The sequence below is a fragment of the Microbacterium sp. MMO-20 genome, from assembly GCF_037147735.1.
Taxonomy (GTDB): Bacteria; Actinomycetota; Actinomycetes; order Actinomycetales; family Microbacteriaceae; genus Microbacterium.
The window spans coordinates 78141-97059 of record NZ_JBBCUU010000009.1 but is presented as its reverse complement, the minus strand read 5'-3'; the positions used below and the strand labels follow the sequence as shown (position 1 = coordinate 97059).

The window sequence follows — 18919 nt, the reverse complement described above, 5'->3', positions numbered from 1 at the left end:
CCATCGCGATCAATTCTCGCGGAGCACGTCGGTTTCCGCCCAACTGCTGGTCAGGGAAGTGCCGGGGGCGGCGCGTGCACAGCGCCCCACCAGGAGGGAGTCGGCACGATAGAATGAAGTCGATCTTGTTCTCCCGGAGGTGAGCATATGAAGCGCAAGGACGTCACTCGTGAGGCGCTTCATCGTGCCGCTCTGCGTTCCACGCGGGCGTCGGCAGCGTTGGAGAACAGATCGGTGCCGGTCGGTGTCAGTCGCTCTGAACGGGTCGAGCGCTTCCTCGCCGCGCGCAAGCAGCGCGTTTGAGGGGTGTTGAGCCCGGCTACGGCGAAACGCCGTTGGACCCGGAAGAAGCAGACGCCCTCACCCCGCAGGCTCGTGAAATCTTCGGCGATGAGCCGAAGAAGATCGACCTCTACGAGGCCGAGCAGGCGATCAACGATGAGGTCAGCATCGCGTTGCTCGATGACATCGCCGACGGGCGACTCGTGCTCGCCGATATTCTCACGGACGCGTTCCTCCGTGACCTGCATCAGAAGCTCTACGGAGACTTGTGGACGTGGGCAGGCCGATACCGAACGCGTGATCTCAACATCGGCGTCGAACCCGAGCACATCGCCGTCGAGCTCCGCGGATCGCTCGACAACATCCGGTACCGGTGGGAGCACACCGACGACTGGACAGCACGCGAACTCGGCATCGCCGTGCATGCCGAGACCGTCCGCATCCACGGCTTCGTCGACGGGAACGGGCGAACGACGCGCCTGCTCGCCGACCTGGTGTTCCTCGCCGCGCAAGACGCGGAGGCGATCGCAGAGACGTACGACTGGGACATCGACAAGCGCCGATACATCGCCTTGCTGCGCGAGTACGACCTCACCAGAGATCCGAAACCGCTCGCCGCGTTCGTGCCCGTCCAACGGCTCGATGACATCGAGAACCGGTGACCAGATTGGTGACCAGAAACCCTCCCGAGCGGCGCGAATCAGCACGAATCACTGCGTAGCTGTCGGTAGCCCGCGGTAGACTCGACCCCATGAGATCCCTGAAATTACGGGGAACTCCACCGATTCGGGGCTTTGCCCGGCCAGGCGGCTCTCAGTTGTTCTTGGTTCGAGTCCAGGTACCCCAGCAAGCAAAAGCCCGGAAACACTGAGTGATCAGTGGTCCGGGCTTTTCGTCATCTGGCGTCGCCGGTCGGGCGCGGCGCGTCGCACGCCGGACTCCAGTACGCTCCCTGAGCATGGGGCGGATCACGACGCGCAAGCCGGTGCTGCGGATCGACGTGCGAGGACCCGTCCGGCGCCGTCCGGACGCTCTCGCGGTGGAGGAACCGCTGGAGATCCGCATCGCCGGTGCCCCGCTCGCTGTCACGATGCGCACTCCGGGCCACGACGTCGAGCTCGCAGCCGGGTTCCTCGTGTCGGAGGGGATCATCGCCCACGGTGGTGAGTTCGCCGGAGCCATCCACTGCGGCGGCCCCGGGACAGGTGGCGCTGAGAACACATACAACGTGCTGGATGTGGCGCTAGCAACGGGTGTGCGTGCGCCGTCTCCCGCCCAGACCCGTGCGTTCTATACGACGAGCTCGTGCGGTGTCTGCGGCAAGGCGAGCATCGAGACGGTCGAAACGGTGTCGCACTATGACGTGGCATCCGATGAGGTGCGCGTCATGGTCGAGGACCTCGTGCGGCTTCCCGACCGCCTCCGCGAGCGGCAGGACGCCTTCACCCAGACGGGGGGCCTCCACGCCGCGGCGCTCTTCGACGCGGTGAGCGGCGAGCTCCTCGTCGTGCGGGAGGACGTCGGGCGCCACAACGCCGTCGACAAGGTGATCGGCTGGGCGGTGCTGTCGGACCGGGTGCCGCTGCGCGGCACGGTGCTGCAGGTGTCGGGGCGTGCGAGCTTCGAACTCGTGCAGAAGGCCGCGATGGCCGGAATCCCCGTGCTCGCCGCGGTCTCCGCGCCGTCCTCGCTCGCCGTCGAGCTCGCCGAGCGGGCGGGCATCACTCTCGTCGGGTTCCTGCGGGGAGACACGATGAACGTCTACGCGCGCGCAGACCGTCTGCGCTCGACGCAGGAAGACCTCGACGCCCGCATCGCTGCCGCGTCGGCAGTGACGACGGCTCCTTCAGGAAGGAACTTTCGATGACCGGGCAGGATGCCGCGAACTCGGGCCGCACCGCGCTGGGCCTCATGCCCGACAAGCCTCGTCAGGGCGGCTTCGGCCCCGCGACGGACCGCCCCTGGTCGAGTTCGCCCTACCACCACCCCGCCGCCGGTTGGGGCGCGGCCCTCTCGGTGGGGCAGGTGCTCCTGCGCACAAGGGAACCGGTCATCGGCACCCGCGCCATGTTCACGATGAACCACCCGGTCCGCGGATTCGACTGCCCCGGATGTGCCTGGCCCGACGACAAGGGCGTCGCCCTCGACATCTGCGAGAACGGCATCAAGCACGTCACGTGGGAGATGACGCGCAAGCGCGTCGACCGCGCCTTCTTCGCCGCGCACACGGTCACCGAGCTCGCGTCGTGGACGGACTTCGACCTCGAAGACCAAGGCCGGCTCACCGAGCCGATGGTCTACGACGCCGACACCGACCGCTACGTGCCGATCTCCTGGGAGGACGCCTACGCCCTCGTCGGCGCGGAGCTGCGGGCGCTCGACAGCCCCGACCAGGCATCGTTCTACACGTCCGGCCGACTCAGCAACGAGGCCACGTTCCTCTACCAGCTGTGGGCGCGCGAGTTCGGCACCAACAATCTGCCGGACTGCTCGAACATGTGCCACGAGGCCTCCGGGCGTGCTCTCAATGCCTCGCTCGCGACGGGCAAGGGCACGGCGTCGCTCGAGGACTGGGAACAGTGCGATGCCCTCTTCGTGCTCGGGGTGAACGCGGCATCCAACGCTCCCCGCATGTTGACGAGTCTCGCCGAAGCGGTCGACCGCGGCGCGCAGGTGATCCACGTCAATCCGCTCATCGAAGCGGGCGCGACGCGCACGATCGTGCCGCACGAGATCCTCGATATGGCGCGGTTCAAGACGACGGACACCGCGACCGGCACCCTGCAGGTGCGACCCGGCGGTGATCTTGCGCTCATCCGCGGGATGGCGAAGTCCGTCTTCGAGGCCGCCGCATCGGACCCGTCCGTGCTCGACCGGGAGTTCCTCGATGCCTACACGCACGGTGTCGACGAGTACCGTGCGCTCGTCGAGGCCACGCCGTGGAGCGATCTCGTCACCCAGTCCGGGCTCAGCGAGGAGCAGATCCGCGGAGCGGCCGACGTCTACATCGGCGCCGCGCGCACCGTCATCAGCTGGTGCCTCGGCGTCAGCCAGCACGAGCACGGGGTCGACACCGTCCGTGAGATCGTGAATCTCCTGATGCTCCGCGGAAACATCGGCCGGCCGGGGACCGGCCCGTCGCCCGTGCGCGGGCACAGCAATGTGCAGGGCAATCGCACGTGCGGCATCGACCACAACCCGAGCGAGGCCTTCCTCGCGCGCCTCGACGAAGTATGCGGCATCCACTCGCCACGCGGACGAGGTCTCGACACCGTGCACACCCTCGCGGCGATGCACCGCGGAGACGTGCGCGTGTTCGTCGGCATGGGCGGCAATTTCGCGCGCGCCGTCCCCGATCCGGTCTTCACCGCCGAAGGGCTGCGACAGTGCGCCCTCACGGTGCAGGTGAGCACGAAGCTCAACCGCAGCCACCTCGTCCACGGGGAGAAGGCGCTGATCCTGCCGTGTCTCGGACGCACCGAGCGCGACGAGCAGGTCTCGGGCGTGCAGGGCGTATCGACGGAGGACGCGATGAGCTCCGTCCAGCTCTCGATCGGGACACGTCGCCCCGCCTCTGCGCACCTGCGCAGCGAGCCCGCGATCATCGCCGGGATGGCGAAGGCGACGCTTCCGGACAGTCGCACGCCCTGGGACCGTTACGTCGCCGACTACGACCGCATCCGCAATGTGATGGCGGAGGTCCTGCCCGGGTTCGAGGGCTTCAACGAACTCGTCCGTCGGCCCTATGGGTTCCGCATTCCGCAGCCCGCGCGCGAGCGTGACTTCCGGACGCCGTCGGGGCGCGCGGAGTTCTCGCACGCGCCGCTTCCGGATGTCATCCCCGCCGATTCCGACGTGCTCGTCCTGCAGACGATGCGCTCGCACGACCAGTGGAACACGACGATCTACTCCAACGACGACCGGTATCGCGGCGTCCGGAACATCCGCGAGATGGTGCTGATGAACCGCAAGGACATGCGCGAGCGCGGGCTGGAGGAGGGTGACCTCGTCGACATCGTCGCGACGTCGCGCGATGGCAGCGAACGGTCGGTCCACGCCTTTCGCGCGCTCGGGTACAACCTGCCACGGGGGAGCGCGGCAGGGTACATGCCGGAGCTCAACGTGCTGATCGGCGCCGCCGACTACTCGACGCAGAGCGATCAACCGCTCATGAAGTCGATCCGGGTGCGGATCACCGCGGTCGCGGGGGAGCGGCGAGTCTGACGGCCTCCCGATACGCTCTGGTCGCTCGCCTGACCGCCGTGTCCGCGGGCGCCGTGTTCATCGCGGCGCTCGTGAGTGTCGTGGCGGGGTGGATGCCGGTGATCGCGATCGATCACTCGGTCGCAGCGGCGGCGGGGCGCGCCGGGGACGCTATCCCCGGCTGGACGGCGCTGTGGGCGACAGTGTCGACAGTGCTCGGACCGACCGCGCTGCGGGTGGTCGCCGCCGTCGTCGTGCTCGGCTGGGCGATCGCCCGGTGGCGCCGCGGCGGCGCGGAGCGGCATGCGGACTGGCATGTGCCATCGGCCGCTGCGACGGTCCTCATCGGCGGCATCGTCCCCGTCAGCCACGCGATCGCCTCACCGAGAGCGAAGCCGGCGGCGACATCGCCCGGATAGTGCGCGCCCGTCGCGACGCGGGAGAATCCGACGAGTCCGGCGAGCGCCCGCAGCGGAACGGACAGCGCAGGCCATTCGGCCGACGCGCCCGCGGCGAAAGCCATCGCGCTGGCGGAATGCCCGCTCGGGAACGACGTCGAGGTCGGGATGCGATGCGCCAGTCGCTGCGCGGGTACCTGCGTGATCGAGGGACGGGGTCGGCGGTGGAGACGCTTGGAGACCTGGTTGGCCACGAGGCTCGTGACCGCGATCGAGGCGAGTCCCCGCACCGCCGCGGCCCGGGCGCGTGGCCGCCGGCTGAGCGCGAGCGCGCCCGCGATCGCGATCCACAGCACCGATCGGTCGGCGGCGCGCGTGAGTCGCGGCATCGTGGCATCCAGCAGCGGAGACGACGTGTGCGCCACGGCGTCGAAGACGGCCACGTCGAGCGTGTCCACTTGACGCGCCACGCCGCGCCACCGCCGGGATTCGGTTCGTGCGCGCTTCGTCATCTCATCGCTCCGTTCACGCCATCGCATCGCCGATGTAGCTGTATTTCACAAAGACCTCGCTCGCCCAGCCTGCCTCGTCGAGCACGCCCTGGACGGCGGTGAGCATGTACTTCGAGTCCCACCCCATGTACAGGAACTGCCCGGGCGCGATCTCGTCCCACTGGCCGTTCCAGGCCATCGCGGGATACACCGGGCCGCCACGGCGGGCGCTGAAGTCGATGACGCTCCGGCGGGAGGCCTCCGACTCGGTCCACAGCCGCCGGAAGATGCGGTTGAAGAGGTACCGCACATCCGGAACCTCCCAATGCTCCCCGCGGAACTCGACGTAGTCGAACTCCCGCTCCCAGCCGCGGGGCCACCCACGACGCTTCTTGGCGTCCAAGATGGGGGTGAGGTCGTCGTCGTCGATACTGACGACCGCGGGGCGGCGCCAGACCTCGAGGAAGTGCTCGGTCAGGCGCGCTGTGCGCGCCGCGATCGCCGCGGTGCTCCAGGCATCCACCGCCGCCAGTTCGCGGCTGAGATCCACGTCGCTCGCTCGATAGACGTCGCGTTTCGCGGAGAACGCGGCGTCGAAGGCGCGGTCGGCGAGCGGCTGCTCGAGAAGCGTCAGGTTCCCGAGCGTCTGCGTCAGGGCGCGGAAGCTGTTCTGCTCATCGTCCGAGAGCTCCGCCCAGCGGCGGTTGCCGTCCGGGGACCAATCATCGGACGGGGCCACGGGGGCGATGTGATCCAGATCGAGTCCGGCTGTCGGGGTACCGGCAAGTCGCCCCAGTACGTAGTTGGGGTGCGGGAGGTCGCCGTACTTGAGACCGACACGGGTGCGTTCGTCGGAGGGGGTGATGCGCGCGATCGCGCGGACGAGCTCGTCGCGACCGATACTCGCGGCGCGGCACAGTCGCGCGACGAGACGGTCGGTCGCAAGTCCCGCGATCTTGCGTCGCAGGAGCAGCGACTGCAGATGCTCGAGCGAGACGATGAGCTCGTCTGCGCTGAGCGCGCCGTCGTCGTAGTCTCGGTACAGCCGCAGAACGAGCGGATAGACGCCGCGCCCGAAGGTGTTGAGGTATTCGATCTGGCGTGAGACCTCGGCATCCTCGCTCCGGCGAGGGTCCAGAAGCAGTCCGTAGATCTCGGCGAAGCGGCGCCACGTGGCCGCGCGGGTGCGGAGCGTCGCGAGGTCGAGGCGGGGGAATTCATGACGGAAGGCGTCGTAGACGCCGCGTTCGCCGGCGACAGCCACCTCTCGCCCGGTCAGCATGATCAAGTAGTGCCGCCAGAACGCGCCGATCTGCTCGCCGGTGGCCCGCTCGATCGGCACCCAGAAGTCGTTCTCGATCTCGCTCTGCTGGGCGTGGGTGAGACCCATCAGCACGTAGTTGTGGATGAGCTCGTGGTCCCGGAGCGGCTCTCCCGTGGAGTTCAGGCTCTCGAACGTCTGCTGCGCGTTCGCCGCCGGGCCCAGACTGATCGACACGTGTTCGAGTTTCGCGAGTCCGCGCCACAGATGAGCGGCCTCGTCCACGCGGATCTGGCTGCGGAAGAACGCGTAGTTGTCGTCGAACCGTGACTGGCGCGCGGCCTCGCCGGGGGCCCGGCGGTCGAGTACGACACTCTCGAAGACCTCCGCCCACGCGCGATGCGGGCGCAGCTTCGTGCGCGTGGGGTCGTCGTCGCGCACGAGCACGCGGAGCAGCTCGGCGGCGAGGGTCGGGTCTTCGTCGCGCAGCGTGTGATGCAGAGCTGCGACGAGGAGCATGAGCGTCGTCAGGCGCTGCTGTCCGTCGATCAGCACGAGATGGGCGCCTTCGTCGTCGGATGACGCGGCGGTCGACAGGATCGAGCCGATGAAGTGGGTGTCGTCCGCCCCCGCATCCGCGACGGTGCGGATGTCGTTCAGCAGCTGCTCGCAGCCTCCGATGTCCCACCGGTACTGGCGTTGATACACCGGCACGACGATCGTCGTTTCGGATGCCGCGAGCCAGGCGATCGTGCTCACGGCGGTGGCCTCGACGTTCGCGGCGATGACGGGGGTGACGGTGCTCATGCTCTTCGAAAACGCTCCTCGGAAACCTCCGACGAGTCTATTCGCGTCCACAGAACCGCTCTGTAGGCTTGCCTAAGTCGGGCCTGTAAAAACTTCGCTGGACCGACAGAAAGGGCATGATCCGTCATGGCATACATCAAGAGCGCGGCTCTCGAGGAGACCGGTTACGTCGTCCTCGACCCGTACGGCAAGGAGATCGATCCCAAGGAGTGGATGGATCTCGAGTACGTCGACTGGAAGAGCTCGGGTGACACCCGCTTCGCCCCGCTGGCCTCGGCCAAGGGCGAGATCGAGTGCAACGGCTTCTGGAACCACAAGCCGCCGCGCACCGACAAGGACGGCGTCTGGATCGACTCCCAGACGGCGATCGCTCCTACCCTCACCGAGCGTGCGCTCGAGCCCGGCGCGAACGTCGGGCGCTGCCGCATCATCGAGCTGCAGCCGAACACGTACGCCGACTGCCTGTACAACCTGCACCAGGACGACAACAACCGTCTGAACCCGGACGGCACCGGCTGGGTCGTGCGCTCGTTCTTCAACCTCACCGACGACAAGGACAGCTACTTCGTCCTGCGCGAGAACCGCACCGACCCGAGCGAAGAGACGCGCATCGCGCTCCCCGCCGGAGCCCAGCTCGTCATCGACACGCAGCGGCTGTGGCACGCCGCCACCCATCACGGCGACGAGCCGCGCTACTGCCTCATCACGTCGTGGGAGTCGGGCCCCGAGCTCGACGCCTACATCGCGAAGTACAACGGCGTGAACAAGGTGGAGTCTTTCCCCGTCGACCAGGATGAGTTGGATGCCGGGCAGGCCGAGCAGGCTCGCCGCATCGCCGCCCGCGCCGCGGCCCTCGCCGCCCGCGGTCAGCAGGAAGTGAACGTGATGAGCGAGGCCTGAGCCTCTTCTCGTCCTGAACGACTGCGGGTCCCGGCCATCTCGGCCGGGACCCGCAGTCGTTCTCCAGAGACCTCAGGTGGTCAGAAGCCCTCGCTCGCGGTTGCGGTGCACGACGCGGTGCAGCACCCAGGCCACGCCCGCGATGAGACCCGCGATCAGCGCGCCGAACACCCACGGCAGCACCATCGGGCTGAGCCCGGAGGTGCCGGCCTTCAACTCGCCCGTACCGCCGGCGATCTGCGAGTTGCCGTCGGCGAGCTTGATCGCCCCGTCCGCAACCTTGTCGGAACCTGCGGCGAGGTCCTCGGTGCCCTTGGAGAGCGCCGTCGATCCCGTCGAGAGCTCGCCGAGACCCGAGGCGAGGGAGCCGGCGCCGGACGACAGCTTCTGGGTGCCCTCTGCGAGCGAGCTCGCACCCGCCGAGAGGGTGCCCGCGCCGGTGGCGAGGCTCTGCGCACCCGAGCTGAGCGCCTGAGCACCCGTCGAAAGCGTCTGCGTACCGGTCGCGAGCGAGCCGGCACCGGTGGAGAGCTCGGTCGCACCGCTGGCCAGCGTGGTGGCCCCGGCATCCAGCCGTGCGACGCCGTCGGAGAGCTCACGCGACTTTGCCGCGAGCGTCGCCGCGCCGTCGGTGAGGCCGCCCGACTTCGACTTCAGGGTGGAAAGGCCCGCCGCGAGCTCGCCCGCGCCGTTGTCCAGATCGGCCAGCCCGCTCGCGAGCTCGCCCGACTTCGTGGACGCCGTCGTGAGACCGTTCGAGAGGTCGCCGGACTTCGTGGCGATCGTTCCGACGCCCGCCGAGAGCTCACCGGACTTCGTCGCGAGGGTGTCGAGGCCCGCCGACAGCGACGCGGCGCCGTCCTTGACCGAGCTCGCTCCGGCTGTCAGCTGCGTGGCCCCGGCGTCGAGGTTCGCAGCGCCAGCCGCGACTTGGCCTGCACCTGCCTGCAGCTGTGCGGCGCCCGTGTTGAGGGCGGCAGCGCCATCGCGCGCCGCCTGCGCCCCGGCGACGAGGATCTGCGCACCGGAGGCGACGCCGTCTGCGCCGCCCTTGACCTGAGCAGCTGCCTGCGCGATGCCGCGCAGCTGCGCGACGACCGCCGGGTCGGCAGCTGCCGCTTCGAGACTGTCGGCGTACTGGCTGATGCTCTGCTGGAGAGCACCGACGCCCCCGGCGACCTGCGAGGCCCCCGCGGAGAGGTTGGCAGCGCCGTCAGCGACCTGCGACGTTCCGTTGGCGAGGCTGGCTGCGCCCTGGGCGAGTCCGTTGGCACCGGAGGAGACGGAGGCGGAGCCGGCCTTCAGCGCGCTGGCTCCCCCGGCGAGGGTCGCTGCGCCGTCGTTCAGCGAAGCGGCACCAGTGGCGAGGTTCTTACCGCCCTGTGCCGCCGACCCGATGCCGGTGGACAGCTGGGATGCGCCCCCTGCGACCTGGCCGAGTCCAGCCTGAAGCGCTCCCGCGCCGCTGGCGAGCGTTCCGAGGCCCTGGGCGAGCTGTCCGGCGCCCTGGCGCGCCATGTCGGAGCCGGTGTCCAGACGCGTGGCGCCGGCGTCGAGCTTGTCGATGCCCGCCTTCGCCTCGTTCGCGCCCGCCGAGAGGCGCTGCGCGCCGTCGGCGAGCTGGCTCGAGCCCGGAGCGGCCTGCGCCGTGCCCGACTTGAGCTGCTGCGCACCGCTGTCAAGGCGCTGCGCGCCGGCCGCGAGGCGCGAGGCTCCGTTGGCTGCGGATGCCGCGCCGTCGCTCACCTTCGCGGCACCGGCCGATGCCGACTCGGCGCCGTTCGCGAGCGTGCCTGCGCCGGTGGCCAGCTGATCGGCGCCGGCGGCCGCGCTCGTCGCACCGGTGGACAGCGCGGTCGCGCCGGCAGAGGCGTTCGCGGCACCGGCGTTCAGCTTCTTCGCACCGGCGAAGAGGTCATCGGCTCCATCGGCGAGCTTCGCGGCACCGGTGGACAGCGTCTCTGATCCGGATGCCGCCTGGGTCGCGCCATCGTGGAGCTGCGCAGCGCCCGCGGTGAGCTTTGCGGCGGTCAGGAGGAAGAGCGCGGTCATCGCGGCCAGCAGCACGCTGAGCACGATCACAGTGATACGCATTCCCCATCCGTGGGTATGGGTAGCGGTTCTCGACATTGAGGACTCCGTTGTCTCGCCCCCGCGTCATTGCAAGGGTGGGTCAGGCTCTGAATCGGGAGAGCGACACGACGGTAACAGTGCCCCCCGTCGTGACCGGGGATGTCGAGAGAATCTTCCGGCTGGCACCAAGTGTCACGTGTGCTGATGCGCAGTCTCTTGTACGTAGTCACCAAATGTCCCCCTCTCCGCTTGGCGGACTGCGCCGCATGATCCCGAGGGTGATGATTATTGTTTTGGCTGTGAATGTGTTGTAATCTGTGCTTGTCTGAAGGAGGACGCAGATGTACGCAACGGAGCGGCAACAGCTCATCGAGAACCTGATCGCGGCCGAGGGTCGCGTCGTCGTCGTGGATCTCGCCCAGCGTTTCGGCGTGACCACCGAGACCGTCCGTCGCGACCTCGACCAGCTCGAGACCCGAGGTCTCGTCCGCCGCGTCCACGGGGGAGCAGTCGCCCACAGTCGAGTGAGCACGGCGGAGCGTTCGCTCACCGAGCGTGCGAGTCGTCGCAGCGACGCCAAGCTCGCCATCGCGCGCCGCGCCGTCGACGCCCTCTCCGCAGACTTCGAGGGATCCGTGTACCTCGACGCCGGCACGACGACTGCGGAAATTGCGACGCTCCTGGCGCAGCGTCCCGCGGGTCTCCCTCCGATCGAAGTCGTCACGCACTCGATGACCATCGCGCACTTGCTCGCCGGAGCTTCCGGACTCAACCTCACGGCGATCGGCGGCCGCGTGCGTGGACTGACAGCCGCCGCTGTGGGCGCGCAGACCGTCGATGCGATCTCGCGCCTGCGACCGGACCTCGCGTTCATCGGGACGAACGGCGTGTCCGCGTCGTTCGGTCTCAGTACCCCCGACCCCGACGAGGCCGCCGTGAAGCGCGCCGTCATCGCTGCGGCGCGGCGCACCATCGTCGCGTGCGATGCCGAGAAGTTCGACGCCGAGCTCCTCATCTCCTTCGGCGGGCTCGATGATGTCGACATCCTCGTCGCCGACGCCGCTCCGAGCGGTGAGCTCTCCGCCGCACTGGCCGATGCGGACGCGGAGGTCTGGACGCCGTGATCGTCACGCTCACCGCGAACCCGTCCCTCGATCGGACGATCATCCTCGATGAACCGCTTCGCCCGGGCGCCGTACAGACGGCTCTCACCGTCCGCGAGGATGCCGGGGGCAAGGGGATCAACGTCACCCGCGTACTCCAGGGGTCCGGGCTCGACAGCCGTGCCATCCTGCCCCTCGACCCCACCGACTCCTTCGGAGAAGCACTCCGAACGGCGGGCGTCGACACGGTGCCGGTCGCCGTGCGGGGAGCGGCGCGAGCGAATCTCACGATCGCCGACCCCGACGGGCTCACCACCAAAGTGAACCTGCCGGGTGTGGGACGCGCTCCGCAGGATGCCGAGGCTCTCATCGAGGCGGTTGTCGAGGCATCCATGGGCGCGCGCTGGCTCGTGCTCGCTGGGTCGCTGCCGCCCGGTTTCGCGGAGGACTTCTACGTCCACGTCATCCGTGCGGTGCGCGCGTCGCTTGCCGACGCCCCGCGCATCGCCGTCGACGCGTCGGGGCCGGCGCTACGCGCCGTCGTGGCGTCCGGTGCGCCGGACCTCATCAAGCCCAACGAGGAGGAGCTCGCCGAGCTCGCCGGTGTCGAGCTCGATCCCGACGCGCCGCTTCCCGAACAGGTCGCCGCGATCGCGGCGCGCCTCGTCCCCACCCGCGTCGCATCCGCGTTCGTGACGCTCGGGGGCGCGGGGGCGGTGCTGGTCACTGCGCAGGGCGCCTGGCATGGCACGCCCCCGCCGACGCGCGTGCGCAGCACCGTCGGCGCGGGCGACAGTTCCCTCGCGGGCTTTCTTCTCGCCGAATCCCACGGTGCCGACGCGCAGGAGTGCCTGCGCAGCGGCATCCGTTACGGATCCGCCGCCGCGGCCCTCCCGGGCACCCAGGCCCCGACGCCCGCAGACCTCCTCCCCGGCGACGTGCCGGTGAGGACCATCCCCTGACTCACCCCATCGAGAGACCACTGGAGGTCATCGTGTCCGAGATCATCACTCCGGCGCTCGTCAGTCTCGACGAGCCGCTGGGCACCGACAAGCGGGCGGTCATCGACGCGCTCGCGGCGCGCGTGGCCGCCTCCGGGCGCGCGAGCGACGCGGCGGGACTCGCCGCCGATGCGTGGAAGCGCGAGCAGACCGACGAGACGGGGCTTCCGGGCGGCATCGCGATTCCGCACGCCAAGAGCCCGGCCGTCCGTGAGGCGACGCTCGCCTTCGCGCGCCTGAATCCGGGCGTGGACTTCGGCGCGGAGGACGGCCCCGCCGACCTCGTGTTCCTCATCGCCGCGCCCGACACGGCTGCCGAAGAGCACCTGGCGGTCCTGTCCCGCCTCGCGCGCGCCTTCATGCGCCCCGACTTCACGGCAGGTCTGCGCGCCGCCACGGCACCCTCCGACGTCGTCGCCCTCGTGCAGGACGCGGTCTCCGAGAATCCGGCACCGGCGGCGGCTGCAGCGGCGCCCGCGGCGTCGACCACGAAGCTCGTGGTGGACGGACACCCGGCCAGGATCGTCGCCGTGACGGCCTGCGCAACGGGAATCGCGCACACGTTCATGGCCGCCGACGCACTGACGGCCGCGGGCAAGGAACTCGGCGTGGACCTCGTCGTCGAGCCCCAGGGCTCGTCGGGATACAAGGCTCTTCCGCAGCAGGTGATCGACGAGGCGGATGCCGTGATCTTCGCCGTCGACGTCGACGTGCGCGACGAGCAGCGTTTCGCGGGCAAGCCGGTCGTGCGCGTCCCCGTCAAGAAGGGCATCGAGCAGCCGAAGCTCCTCATCGACGAAGCCGTCTCCGCCGTGGGCAATCCCATCGCGCCGCGCGTATCGGGGAGCGCCGACACCGCCGCGGCCGCACGCGCGGCCGGGGGCTCGACGTCGATCGGTGGATCCGTCAAACGGGCACTCCTCACGGGCGTGAGCTACATGATCCCGTTCGTCGCCGGCGGCGGTCTGCTCATCGCGCTCGGGTTCCTCCTCGGTGGCTACGAGATCGCGTTCGACGCCGACAAGATACTGGGAGCGTCCACCCTCTGGAACCTCGGCGACACCTCGCTCATCGTCTACCTGGGTGCCGTCCTCTTCAAGATCGGTGCGCTGTCGTTCGGGTTCCTCGTCCCAGCCCTCGCGGGGTACATCGCGTACGGCCTCGCCGATCGACCGGGCATCGCCCCCGGCTTCGTCGCGGGTGCCGTCGCCGCCTTCATGGGTGCGGGCTTCCTGGGCGGTATCGTCGGCGGTCTGCTCGCCGGTCTCGCGGCGTGGTGGCTGAACAGCCTCGACGTCCCGCGCTGGCTGCGCGGTCTCATGCCGGTCGTGATCATTCCGCTTCTGGCATCCATCTTCGCCTCGGGCCTCATGCTTCTCGTCCTCGGCGGGCCGATCGCCTGGCTGACGAAGGTCCTGAACGACTGGCTGTCCGGTCTCACCGGCGCGGGTGTGATCATCCTCGGCATCATCCTCGGCCTCATGATGTGCTTCGACCTCGGCGGCCCCGTCAACAAGGTGGCGTACGGCTTCGCGACCGCGAACCTCGCAGCGGGCATCGCCGGCGACACGCGCTACCTCGAGATCATGGCCGCCGTCATGGCGGCGGGCATGGTTCCGCCGCTCGCCATGGCGCTCGCGTCGACGGTGATCGACCGCAAGCTGTTCACCGAGCCCGAGCGCGAGAACGGCAAGGCCGCGTGGCTGCTCGGCGCGGCGTTCATCTCCGAAGGCGCGATCCCGTTCGCCGCGGCGGATGTCTTCCGCGTCATCCCCGCGATGATGGTCGGCGGTGCCGTCACCGGCGCACTGTCGATGGCGCTCGGCGTGACGAGCAAGGCGCCGCACGGCGGCGTGTTCGTCTTCTTCGCGATCGACAACTTCTGGCTGTGGCTGCTCTCGATCGCCGCGGGCACCGTCGTCGCCGCGTTCGCGGTCGTGGCGCTCAAGCGCTTCGCGCGCCGTCGCCCGGTCGAGACGGTTTACCCCGACGTGCAGAGTGTTCCGCAGGCGACCGTGACCGCCTAGTCTCGAAGAGACGATCCACCCACCACTCAGGAGGACCCCATGGCAGAACGCCAGGCCACCGTCGCCAGCAGCTCGGGCCTGCACGCCCGCCCCGCGAAGCTTTTCGTGCAGGCGGTGCAGCAGACCGGAATCCCCGTGACCATCGCGACCGAGGGCGGACCTGACCTCAACGCCGGAAGCATCCTGACCCTCATGGGCCTGGGCGCCACCCAGGGCACGGTCGTCACGCTGAAGGCGGAGGGCGACGGGGCCGACGCGGCGCTCGACAGCCTCGTGACCTTCCTCGAGACCGACCACGACGCCGAGAGCTGACTCCGAAGCGACACCGACGGATGCCGCGGCCGCCCGCTCGCCGAGTGCGGGGCCGCGGCATCCGTCGTCTCACATCTCGTACGACTCGCCGGGATCGAGCGTCACGAACTCGCCGCCGTTTTGCTCGGTCGCCCAGGCGAGCCGCGCGCGGTGCATCTCCAGGCCCACGCGGGACAGCGTCATGTCGTGCGTTCCGAAGGCGCGGCGGGGCTTCACCGCCAGCACGAAGTCGATCGCATCGCCGATCTTGAGCCATGGCGCGCCGATCGGTGCTGCGAGGAGATCCACCTCGGTGTTCGCGGGAACGGCGTACGAGTCGCCGGGATAGTAGAACGCGTCGTTGACGAGGACGCCGACGTTGTCGATCACGGGGATCGACGAATGGATGACGCTGTGCCGCCCGCCGTGGAACGTCATCGTGAACGGTCCGGCCGTCACGGTGTCGCCGGGGGAGACCACGATCACGTCCGGTGCGGACGCCGCGACGCCGGCGGTCCCGTAGACCGGCACACCGGGAGCGTCTCGACGGAGGCGTTCCAGGTGCTCGGGCGTCCAGTGGTCGGGATGCTCGTGAGTGATAACGATCGCGGCGAGTCCGTGCAGGTCGCTCAGGGGCAACGTGAACGACCCGGGGTCGATGATCAGCTGCTTCCCCTCCGCTTCCAGGCGGAGGCAGGCGTGCTCGTGTTTCGTGATGCGCATGCGCACAGTCAACGCCCGTGACACGGTGGAGGCAAGCCGGGTGAGGGTGCGCTCGATTTGGCGCGTTCGTCGCAGGCATGGCATAATCGAACGGTTGCCTGATCCGCGAAGGAGAAGGAAACACCGGTGAGGCCCCATCGTATAGCGGCCTAGTACGCCGCCCTCTCACGGCGGTAACGCGGGTTCGAATCCCGCTGGGGTCACCACACAGAAAGCCCCCGCTTCGGCGGGGGCTTTCTGCAGTTGCACGCGGTCCGGAGCTACTCGTCTTCCGTCGTCCTGCGGCGCCGGACAACCCGGCGCACGCCCCAGACGATCAGCGCGAGGACGACGAGGACGCCGAGCCAGGGCAGCAGGAATCCGACCGCGACGACGAGGCCGTTCAGGGTCGCGACGAGCCCGTTCCACCCCGCGCCCACGCCGTCACCGAAGCCCGCCGGGTTCGCGGTCGTGGCCGGTGTCGGTTCCGTGATGGTGACGGTCAGCGACGACATCGCGACCTGGCTGTCGAGCCACGTCAGCTGCTGCCGAAGCGATTCGAGCTCACCCTGCCGCTCGGAGAGTGCGGACTCCGCCGCGATGAGGTCGGCCGTCGACGTGGCCTGCCCCATGAGCTCCGTCAGCCGTGCGACGGATGCTTCGAGCGAGGACACCCGCGCCCGGAGGTCCACTGCTTCCGTCGTGACGTCGCGACGGTCGATCTGCGTCGCCGTCACCTCGCCCGCTGCAGCGAGACCGGCGATCGTGTCGGTGAGCGCATCGGCCGGCACCCGGACGGTGATCCAGGCGCTCTGCGGAATCGGGTCCGTCGGCAGGATGGGCGACACGCCGCCGGTGGTGTCATAGACGACCGGGCTCCCGCCGAGACTGACGGATTCGACGTATCCGCCCGCCGCGGTGACTGACGCCGTGATCTCATCGATCGCGGCGCGCGTGTCGTCAGCGGTGATGCTCGCCGACGCGCTGGCGACCACCTCGCGCGAGGTGGATCCGGTCGCGGCATCCGCCGACCCTCCCGACATCGCTTTGCTGTCGAAGGCGTTCGCTCCGGCGCCCTCCATCATGGTGGCTTGCTCTGCGGTGATGGCGGAACCGGATCCCGCTCCGATGCCGAGGCTCGGCGCGATGACGGCGGCGACTGCGACGACGGCGGCGGCCGCCGCGGCGCCCATCCACACGCGGCCCCGACGGACAGCCCGGGATCGGGCGCGCTCCGCCTCGTGCGCGGCGGTGATCGCGCTGAGACTGCGCTCCTCGGCGATGCGGGTGAACAGCGTCGCCTCGATCTCATCGCGACGCGCGCCGGTGAGCTCGGGCAGGGTGAGGTCTGCGGCGTTCATGTCCCTTTTCATGTCCCCTCCGCGGCGATCGTGCCGCGCAGTCGTGTGCGGATGCGGGACAGACGATTGCGAACGACACCGTGCGAGACTCCGAGCGCTTCGGCGGCGGCGCCGTAGGCGTAGCCCTCCTCGGCGCACAGGCGGAAGATCTGCTGGTCGAGGGTCGAGAGTGTCCCCACTTCGGCGATGATCCGTTCCGCTAGCGCGGCATCCACGACCTGCTTCTCCACATCGACCGTCGCGGGGAGGGTCTCCTCGAGTGCGTCCGAGGTGTGGAGGCGGTCGCGCTGCAGCCGGCGGATCCGATTCGCCGCCTGGAAGCGGCAGATCGTCACGAGCCACGGCAGGAGCGATTCGCCGGCCAGATCCAGCCCGGGCAGCTTCCGCCACGCGGCCAGGAACGTCTCCTGCAGCACGTCCTCCGCATCCACCGTCGTCCCCACGAGGGAATGCGCGAGCCAGTACACCGGCCGCGCATAGGCGCGATAGAGGGCACGGAAGGCGTCATCGCTGCCGCCGGCTGCGGCAGCGACCAGTTCCGTGTCGCTCGCGGACTCTCGCTTGGTCATGGTCTCCTCGTCTGTTCCCACCCTGTCAGTGTCGGCGGGTGCGCACACGTCTCAGATCGGCATCGATCCGTCGACCTCTTTCACGACGCCGGGCCTGTATCCTTGTGCGAGCGAGAGGGAGTATCCCGCATCGCGTGTCCCGTCAATACGGGTTCCGTCGTCGGAGCCCCGGGCGCGCGCCGCACCAGGCCGCTCACGGGGCCCGGTGCGGGGGAGAGACTTTCGACGTCAATCGTCCCCTCCGAAAGGTCCTGATGGAGCTTCCCGTCTGGTTCGAAGTCGGCTCTCTCGTCGTCCTCGTCCTCATCCTCGTCGCCGATCTGCTGCTGATTCTCAAGCGTCCGCACATCCCGTCCACCCGCGAATCGACGCTGTGGGTCGTTTTCTACGTCACGCTCGCGCTCCTGTTCGCGGGAATGCTGTGGCTGTTCGCCGGCCACGAGTTCGCGGGGCAGTTCATCGCCGGATGGCTGACGGAGTACAGCCTCTCGATCGACAACCTCTTCGTCTTCGTCCTCATCATGGGGCAGTTCGCGGTGCCGCGCCGCTACCAGCAGGAAGTGCTGATGGTGGGCATCATCATCGCGCTCGTCCTGCGCGGCCTGTTCATCCTCGCCGGCGCCGCGATCATCGAGCAGTTCAGCTGGGTGTTCTACATCTTCGGCGCCTTCCTCATCTGGACGGCGTGGCGACAGGCGTTCCCCGGCGGCGATCACGATGACGACGTCAAGCAGGAGTCGTTCGTCGTGCGGACCCTCCGTCGGATGGTCGACATCAGCGACCACTATGACGGCGCCAAGGTGCGGACGGTCGTGAACGGCAAGAAGATCTTCACGCCGATGATCATCGTGTTCGCGGCGATCGGGATGACCGATCTGCTGTTCGCGATCGATTCCATTCCGGCGATCTTCGGCATCACCCAGAACCCGTTCATCGTGTTCACGGCCAATCTGTTCGCTCTGATGGGACTCCGGCAGCTGTACTTCCTCCTCGGCGACCTGCTCGACCGCCTGAAGTACCTGCACTATGGCATCGCGTTCATCCTCGCCTTCATCGGCGTGAAGCTCTTCTTCCACGCGATGCACGTCAACGAGCTTCCGTTCATCAACGGCGGCGAGCACATCGACTGGGCGCCGGAGATCTCGACGTGGATGTCGCTGGGCGTCATCGTCCTGTCGATGGTCGTGGCGACCGTCGCGAGCCTCATGGCCTCCGCCCGTGAGCGACGCGCCGCGCCCGCCGAAGGCACGCCGTCCACGCCCGTCGACGCCGCCGAGGCGGTCGCCGAGCAGAAGGGCACACCGCCGACCGTCGAGGGTCCCTGATCGGCCGCGGGGGAGGCGACCCGCACGCGGTGGTAGTCTGACCCCGTGCGGATCGCTCGCCTCCTCCTTAGCGGCCGCGACGAGATCTCGTTCTGAGCCCTCTCTCGTCGCGGAGTTCGTGCTGG

Annotated in this window: 15 protein-coding genes and 1 tRNA gene; 10 read left to right on the top strand and 6 right to left on the bottom strand. The window is 69.0% G+C overall.

The features are described from left to right. Window positions 1-299: 299 nt before the first annotated feature. The 3 genes from WFI52_RS12095 (at window position 300) to WFI52_RS12085 (ending at window position 4506) form a co-directional block, all read left to right on the top strand. Window positions 300-944, top strand: coding sequence for a Fic family protein (locus tag WFI52_RS12095; protein ID WP_336637414.1), 645 nt, complete (start codon window positions 300-302; stop codon window positions 942-944). 296 nt (window positions 945-1240) lie between these two features. Next, a complete protein-coding gene (fdhD, locus tag WFI52_RS12090; RefSeq protein WP_336627267.1) occupies window positions 1241-2149 on the top strand; it encodes a formate dehydrogenase accessory sulfurtransferase FdhD in 909 nt (302 codons plus the stop codon). Beyond that, the gene (locus tag WFI52_RS12085; protein ID WP_336627266.1) at window positions 2146-4506 is read left to right on the top strand and encodes an FdhF/YdeP family oxidoreductase; all 2361 of its coding nucleotides are present in this window, start codon (window positions 2146-2148) and stop codon (window positions 4504-4506) included. The genes fdhD and WFI52_RS12085 overlap by 4 nt, the downstream gene beginning before the upstream one ends. A gap of 112 nt (window positions 4507-4618) precedes the next feature. Here the strand turns inward: WFI52_RS12085 and WFI52_RS12080 are convergent, their stop codons facing one another. Together WFI52_RS12080 and WFI52_RS12075 are read right to left on the bottom strand one after the other, a co-directional pair. Beyond that, window positions 4619-5341 (bottom strand): phosphatase PAP2 family protein, encoded by a 723-nt coding sequence (locus tag WFI52_RS12080; RefSeq protein ID WP_336627265.1) that lies wholly within the window; start codon window positions 5339-5341, stop codon window positions 4619-4621. Between the two features lie 67 nt (window positions 5342-5408). Beyond that, the gene (locus tag WFI52_RS12075; RefSeq protein WP_336627264.1) at window positions 5409-7442 is read right to left on the bottom strand and encodes a DUF262 domain-containing protein; all 2034 of its coding nucleotides are present in this window, start codon (window positions 7440-7442) and stop codon (window positions 5409-5411) included. A 126-nt stretch (window positions 7443-7568) separates the two neighbouring features. Here WFI52_RS12075 and WFI52_RS12070 point away from each other — a divergent pair, with 126 nt between their 5' ends. After that, the gene (locus WFI52_RS12070) at window positions 7569-8342 is read left to right on the top strand and encodes a hypothetical protein (RefSeq protein WP_336627263.1); all 774 of its coding nucleotides are present in this window, start codon (window positions 7569-7571) and stop codon (window positions 8340-8342) included. Between the two features lie 72 nt (window positions 8343-8414). Here the strand turns inward: WFI52_RS12070 and WFI52_RS12065 are convergent, their stop codons facing one another. After that, a complete protein-coding gene (locus tag WFI52_RS12065; RefSeq protein ID WP_336627262.1) occupies window positions 8415-10436 on the bottom strand; it encodes a hypothetical protein in 2022 nt (673 codons plus the stop codon). A gap of 320 nt (window positions 10437-10756) precedes the next feature. Here WFI52_RS12065 and WFI52_RS12060 point away from each other — a divergent pair, with 320 nt between their 5' ends. From WFI52_RS12060 to WFI52_RS12045, 4 genes are read left to right on the top strand one after another with little or no spacing between them, the layout of a single operon-like run. Continuing rightward, window positions 10757-11539 carry a DeoR/GlpR family DNA-binding transcription regulator gene (locus tag WFI52_RS12060; protein ID WP_336627261.1) on the top strand — a complete coding sequence of 261 codons (783 nt, stop codon included), beginning with the start codon at window positions 10757-10759 and terminating at the stop codon, window positions 11537-11539. Continuing rightward, window positions 11536-12480 (top strand): 1-phosphofructokinase family hexose kinase, encoded by a 945-nt coding sequence (locus WFI52_RS12055; protein ID WP_336627260.1) that lies wholly within the window; start codon window positions 11536-11538, stop codon window positions 12478-12480. The genes WFI52_RS12060 and WFI52_RS12055 overlap by 4 nt, the downstream gene beginning before the upstream one ends. A 32-nt stretch (window positions 12481-12512) precedes the next feature. Then, window positions 12513-14546 (top strand): PTS fructose transporter subunit IIABC, encoded by a 2034-nt coding sequence (locus tag WFI52_RS12050; RefSeq protein ID WP_336627259.1) that lies wholly within the window; start codon window positions 12513-12515, stop codon window positions 14544-14546. A gap of 39 nt (window positions 14547-14585) precedes the next feature. After that, window positions 14586-14858, top strand: coding sequence for an HPr family phosphocarrier protein (locus WFI52_RS12045; protein ID WP_336627258.1), 273 nt, complete (start codon window positions 14586-14588; stop codon window positions 14856-14858). A gap of 69 nt (window positions 14859-14927) precedes the next feature. Here the strand turns inward: WFI52_RS12045 and WFI52_RS12040 are convergent, their stop codons facing one another. Beyond that, window positions 14928-15560, bottom strand: a complete 633-nt coding sequence (locus tag WFI52_RS12040) for an MBL fold metallo-hydrolase (protein ID WP_336627257.1) — start codon at window positions 15558-15560, stop codon at window positions 14928-14930. Window positions 15561-15690: 130 nt separating this feature from the next. Here WFI52_RS12040 and WFI52_RS12035 point away from each other — a divergent pair. After that, a tRNA-Glu gene (locus WFI52_RS12035) sits at window positions 15691-15766 on the top strand. Between the two features lie 54 nt (window positions 15767-15820). On the opposite strand, the gene WFI52_RS12030 is transcribed toward WFI52_RS12035, so the two are convergent. Both WFI52_RS12030 and WFI52_RS12025 read right to left on the bottom strand, forming a co-directional pair. Next, window positions 15821-16900 carry a DUF4349 domain-containing protein gene (locus WFI52_RS12030; protein WP_336627256.1) on the bottom strand — a complete coding sequence of 360 codons (1080 nt, stop codon included), beginning with the start codon at window positions 16898-16900 and terminating at the stop codon, window positions 15821-15823. A gap of 8 nt (window positions 16901-16908) precedes the next feature. Beyond that, a complete protein-coding gene (locus WFI52_RS12025) occupies window positions 16909-17469 on the bottom strand; it encodes an RNA polymerase sigma factor (RefSeq protein WP_336627255.1) in 561 nt (186 codons plus the stop codon). A 254-nt stretch (window positions 17470-17723) separates the two neighbouring features. On the opposite strand from WFI52_RS12025, the gene WFI52_RS12020 reads away from it, so the two are divergent. Further along, the gene (locus WFI52_RS12020; RefSeq protein WP_336627254.1) at window positions 17724-18794 is read left to right on the top strand and encodes a TerC family protein; all 1071 of its coding nucleotides are present in this window, start codon (window positions 17724-17726) and stop codon (window positions 18792-18794) included. The last annotated feature ends 125 nt before the right edge of the window (window positions 18795-18919 follow it).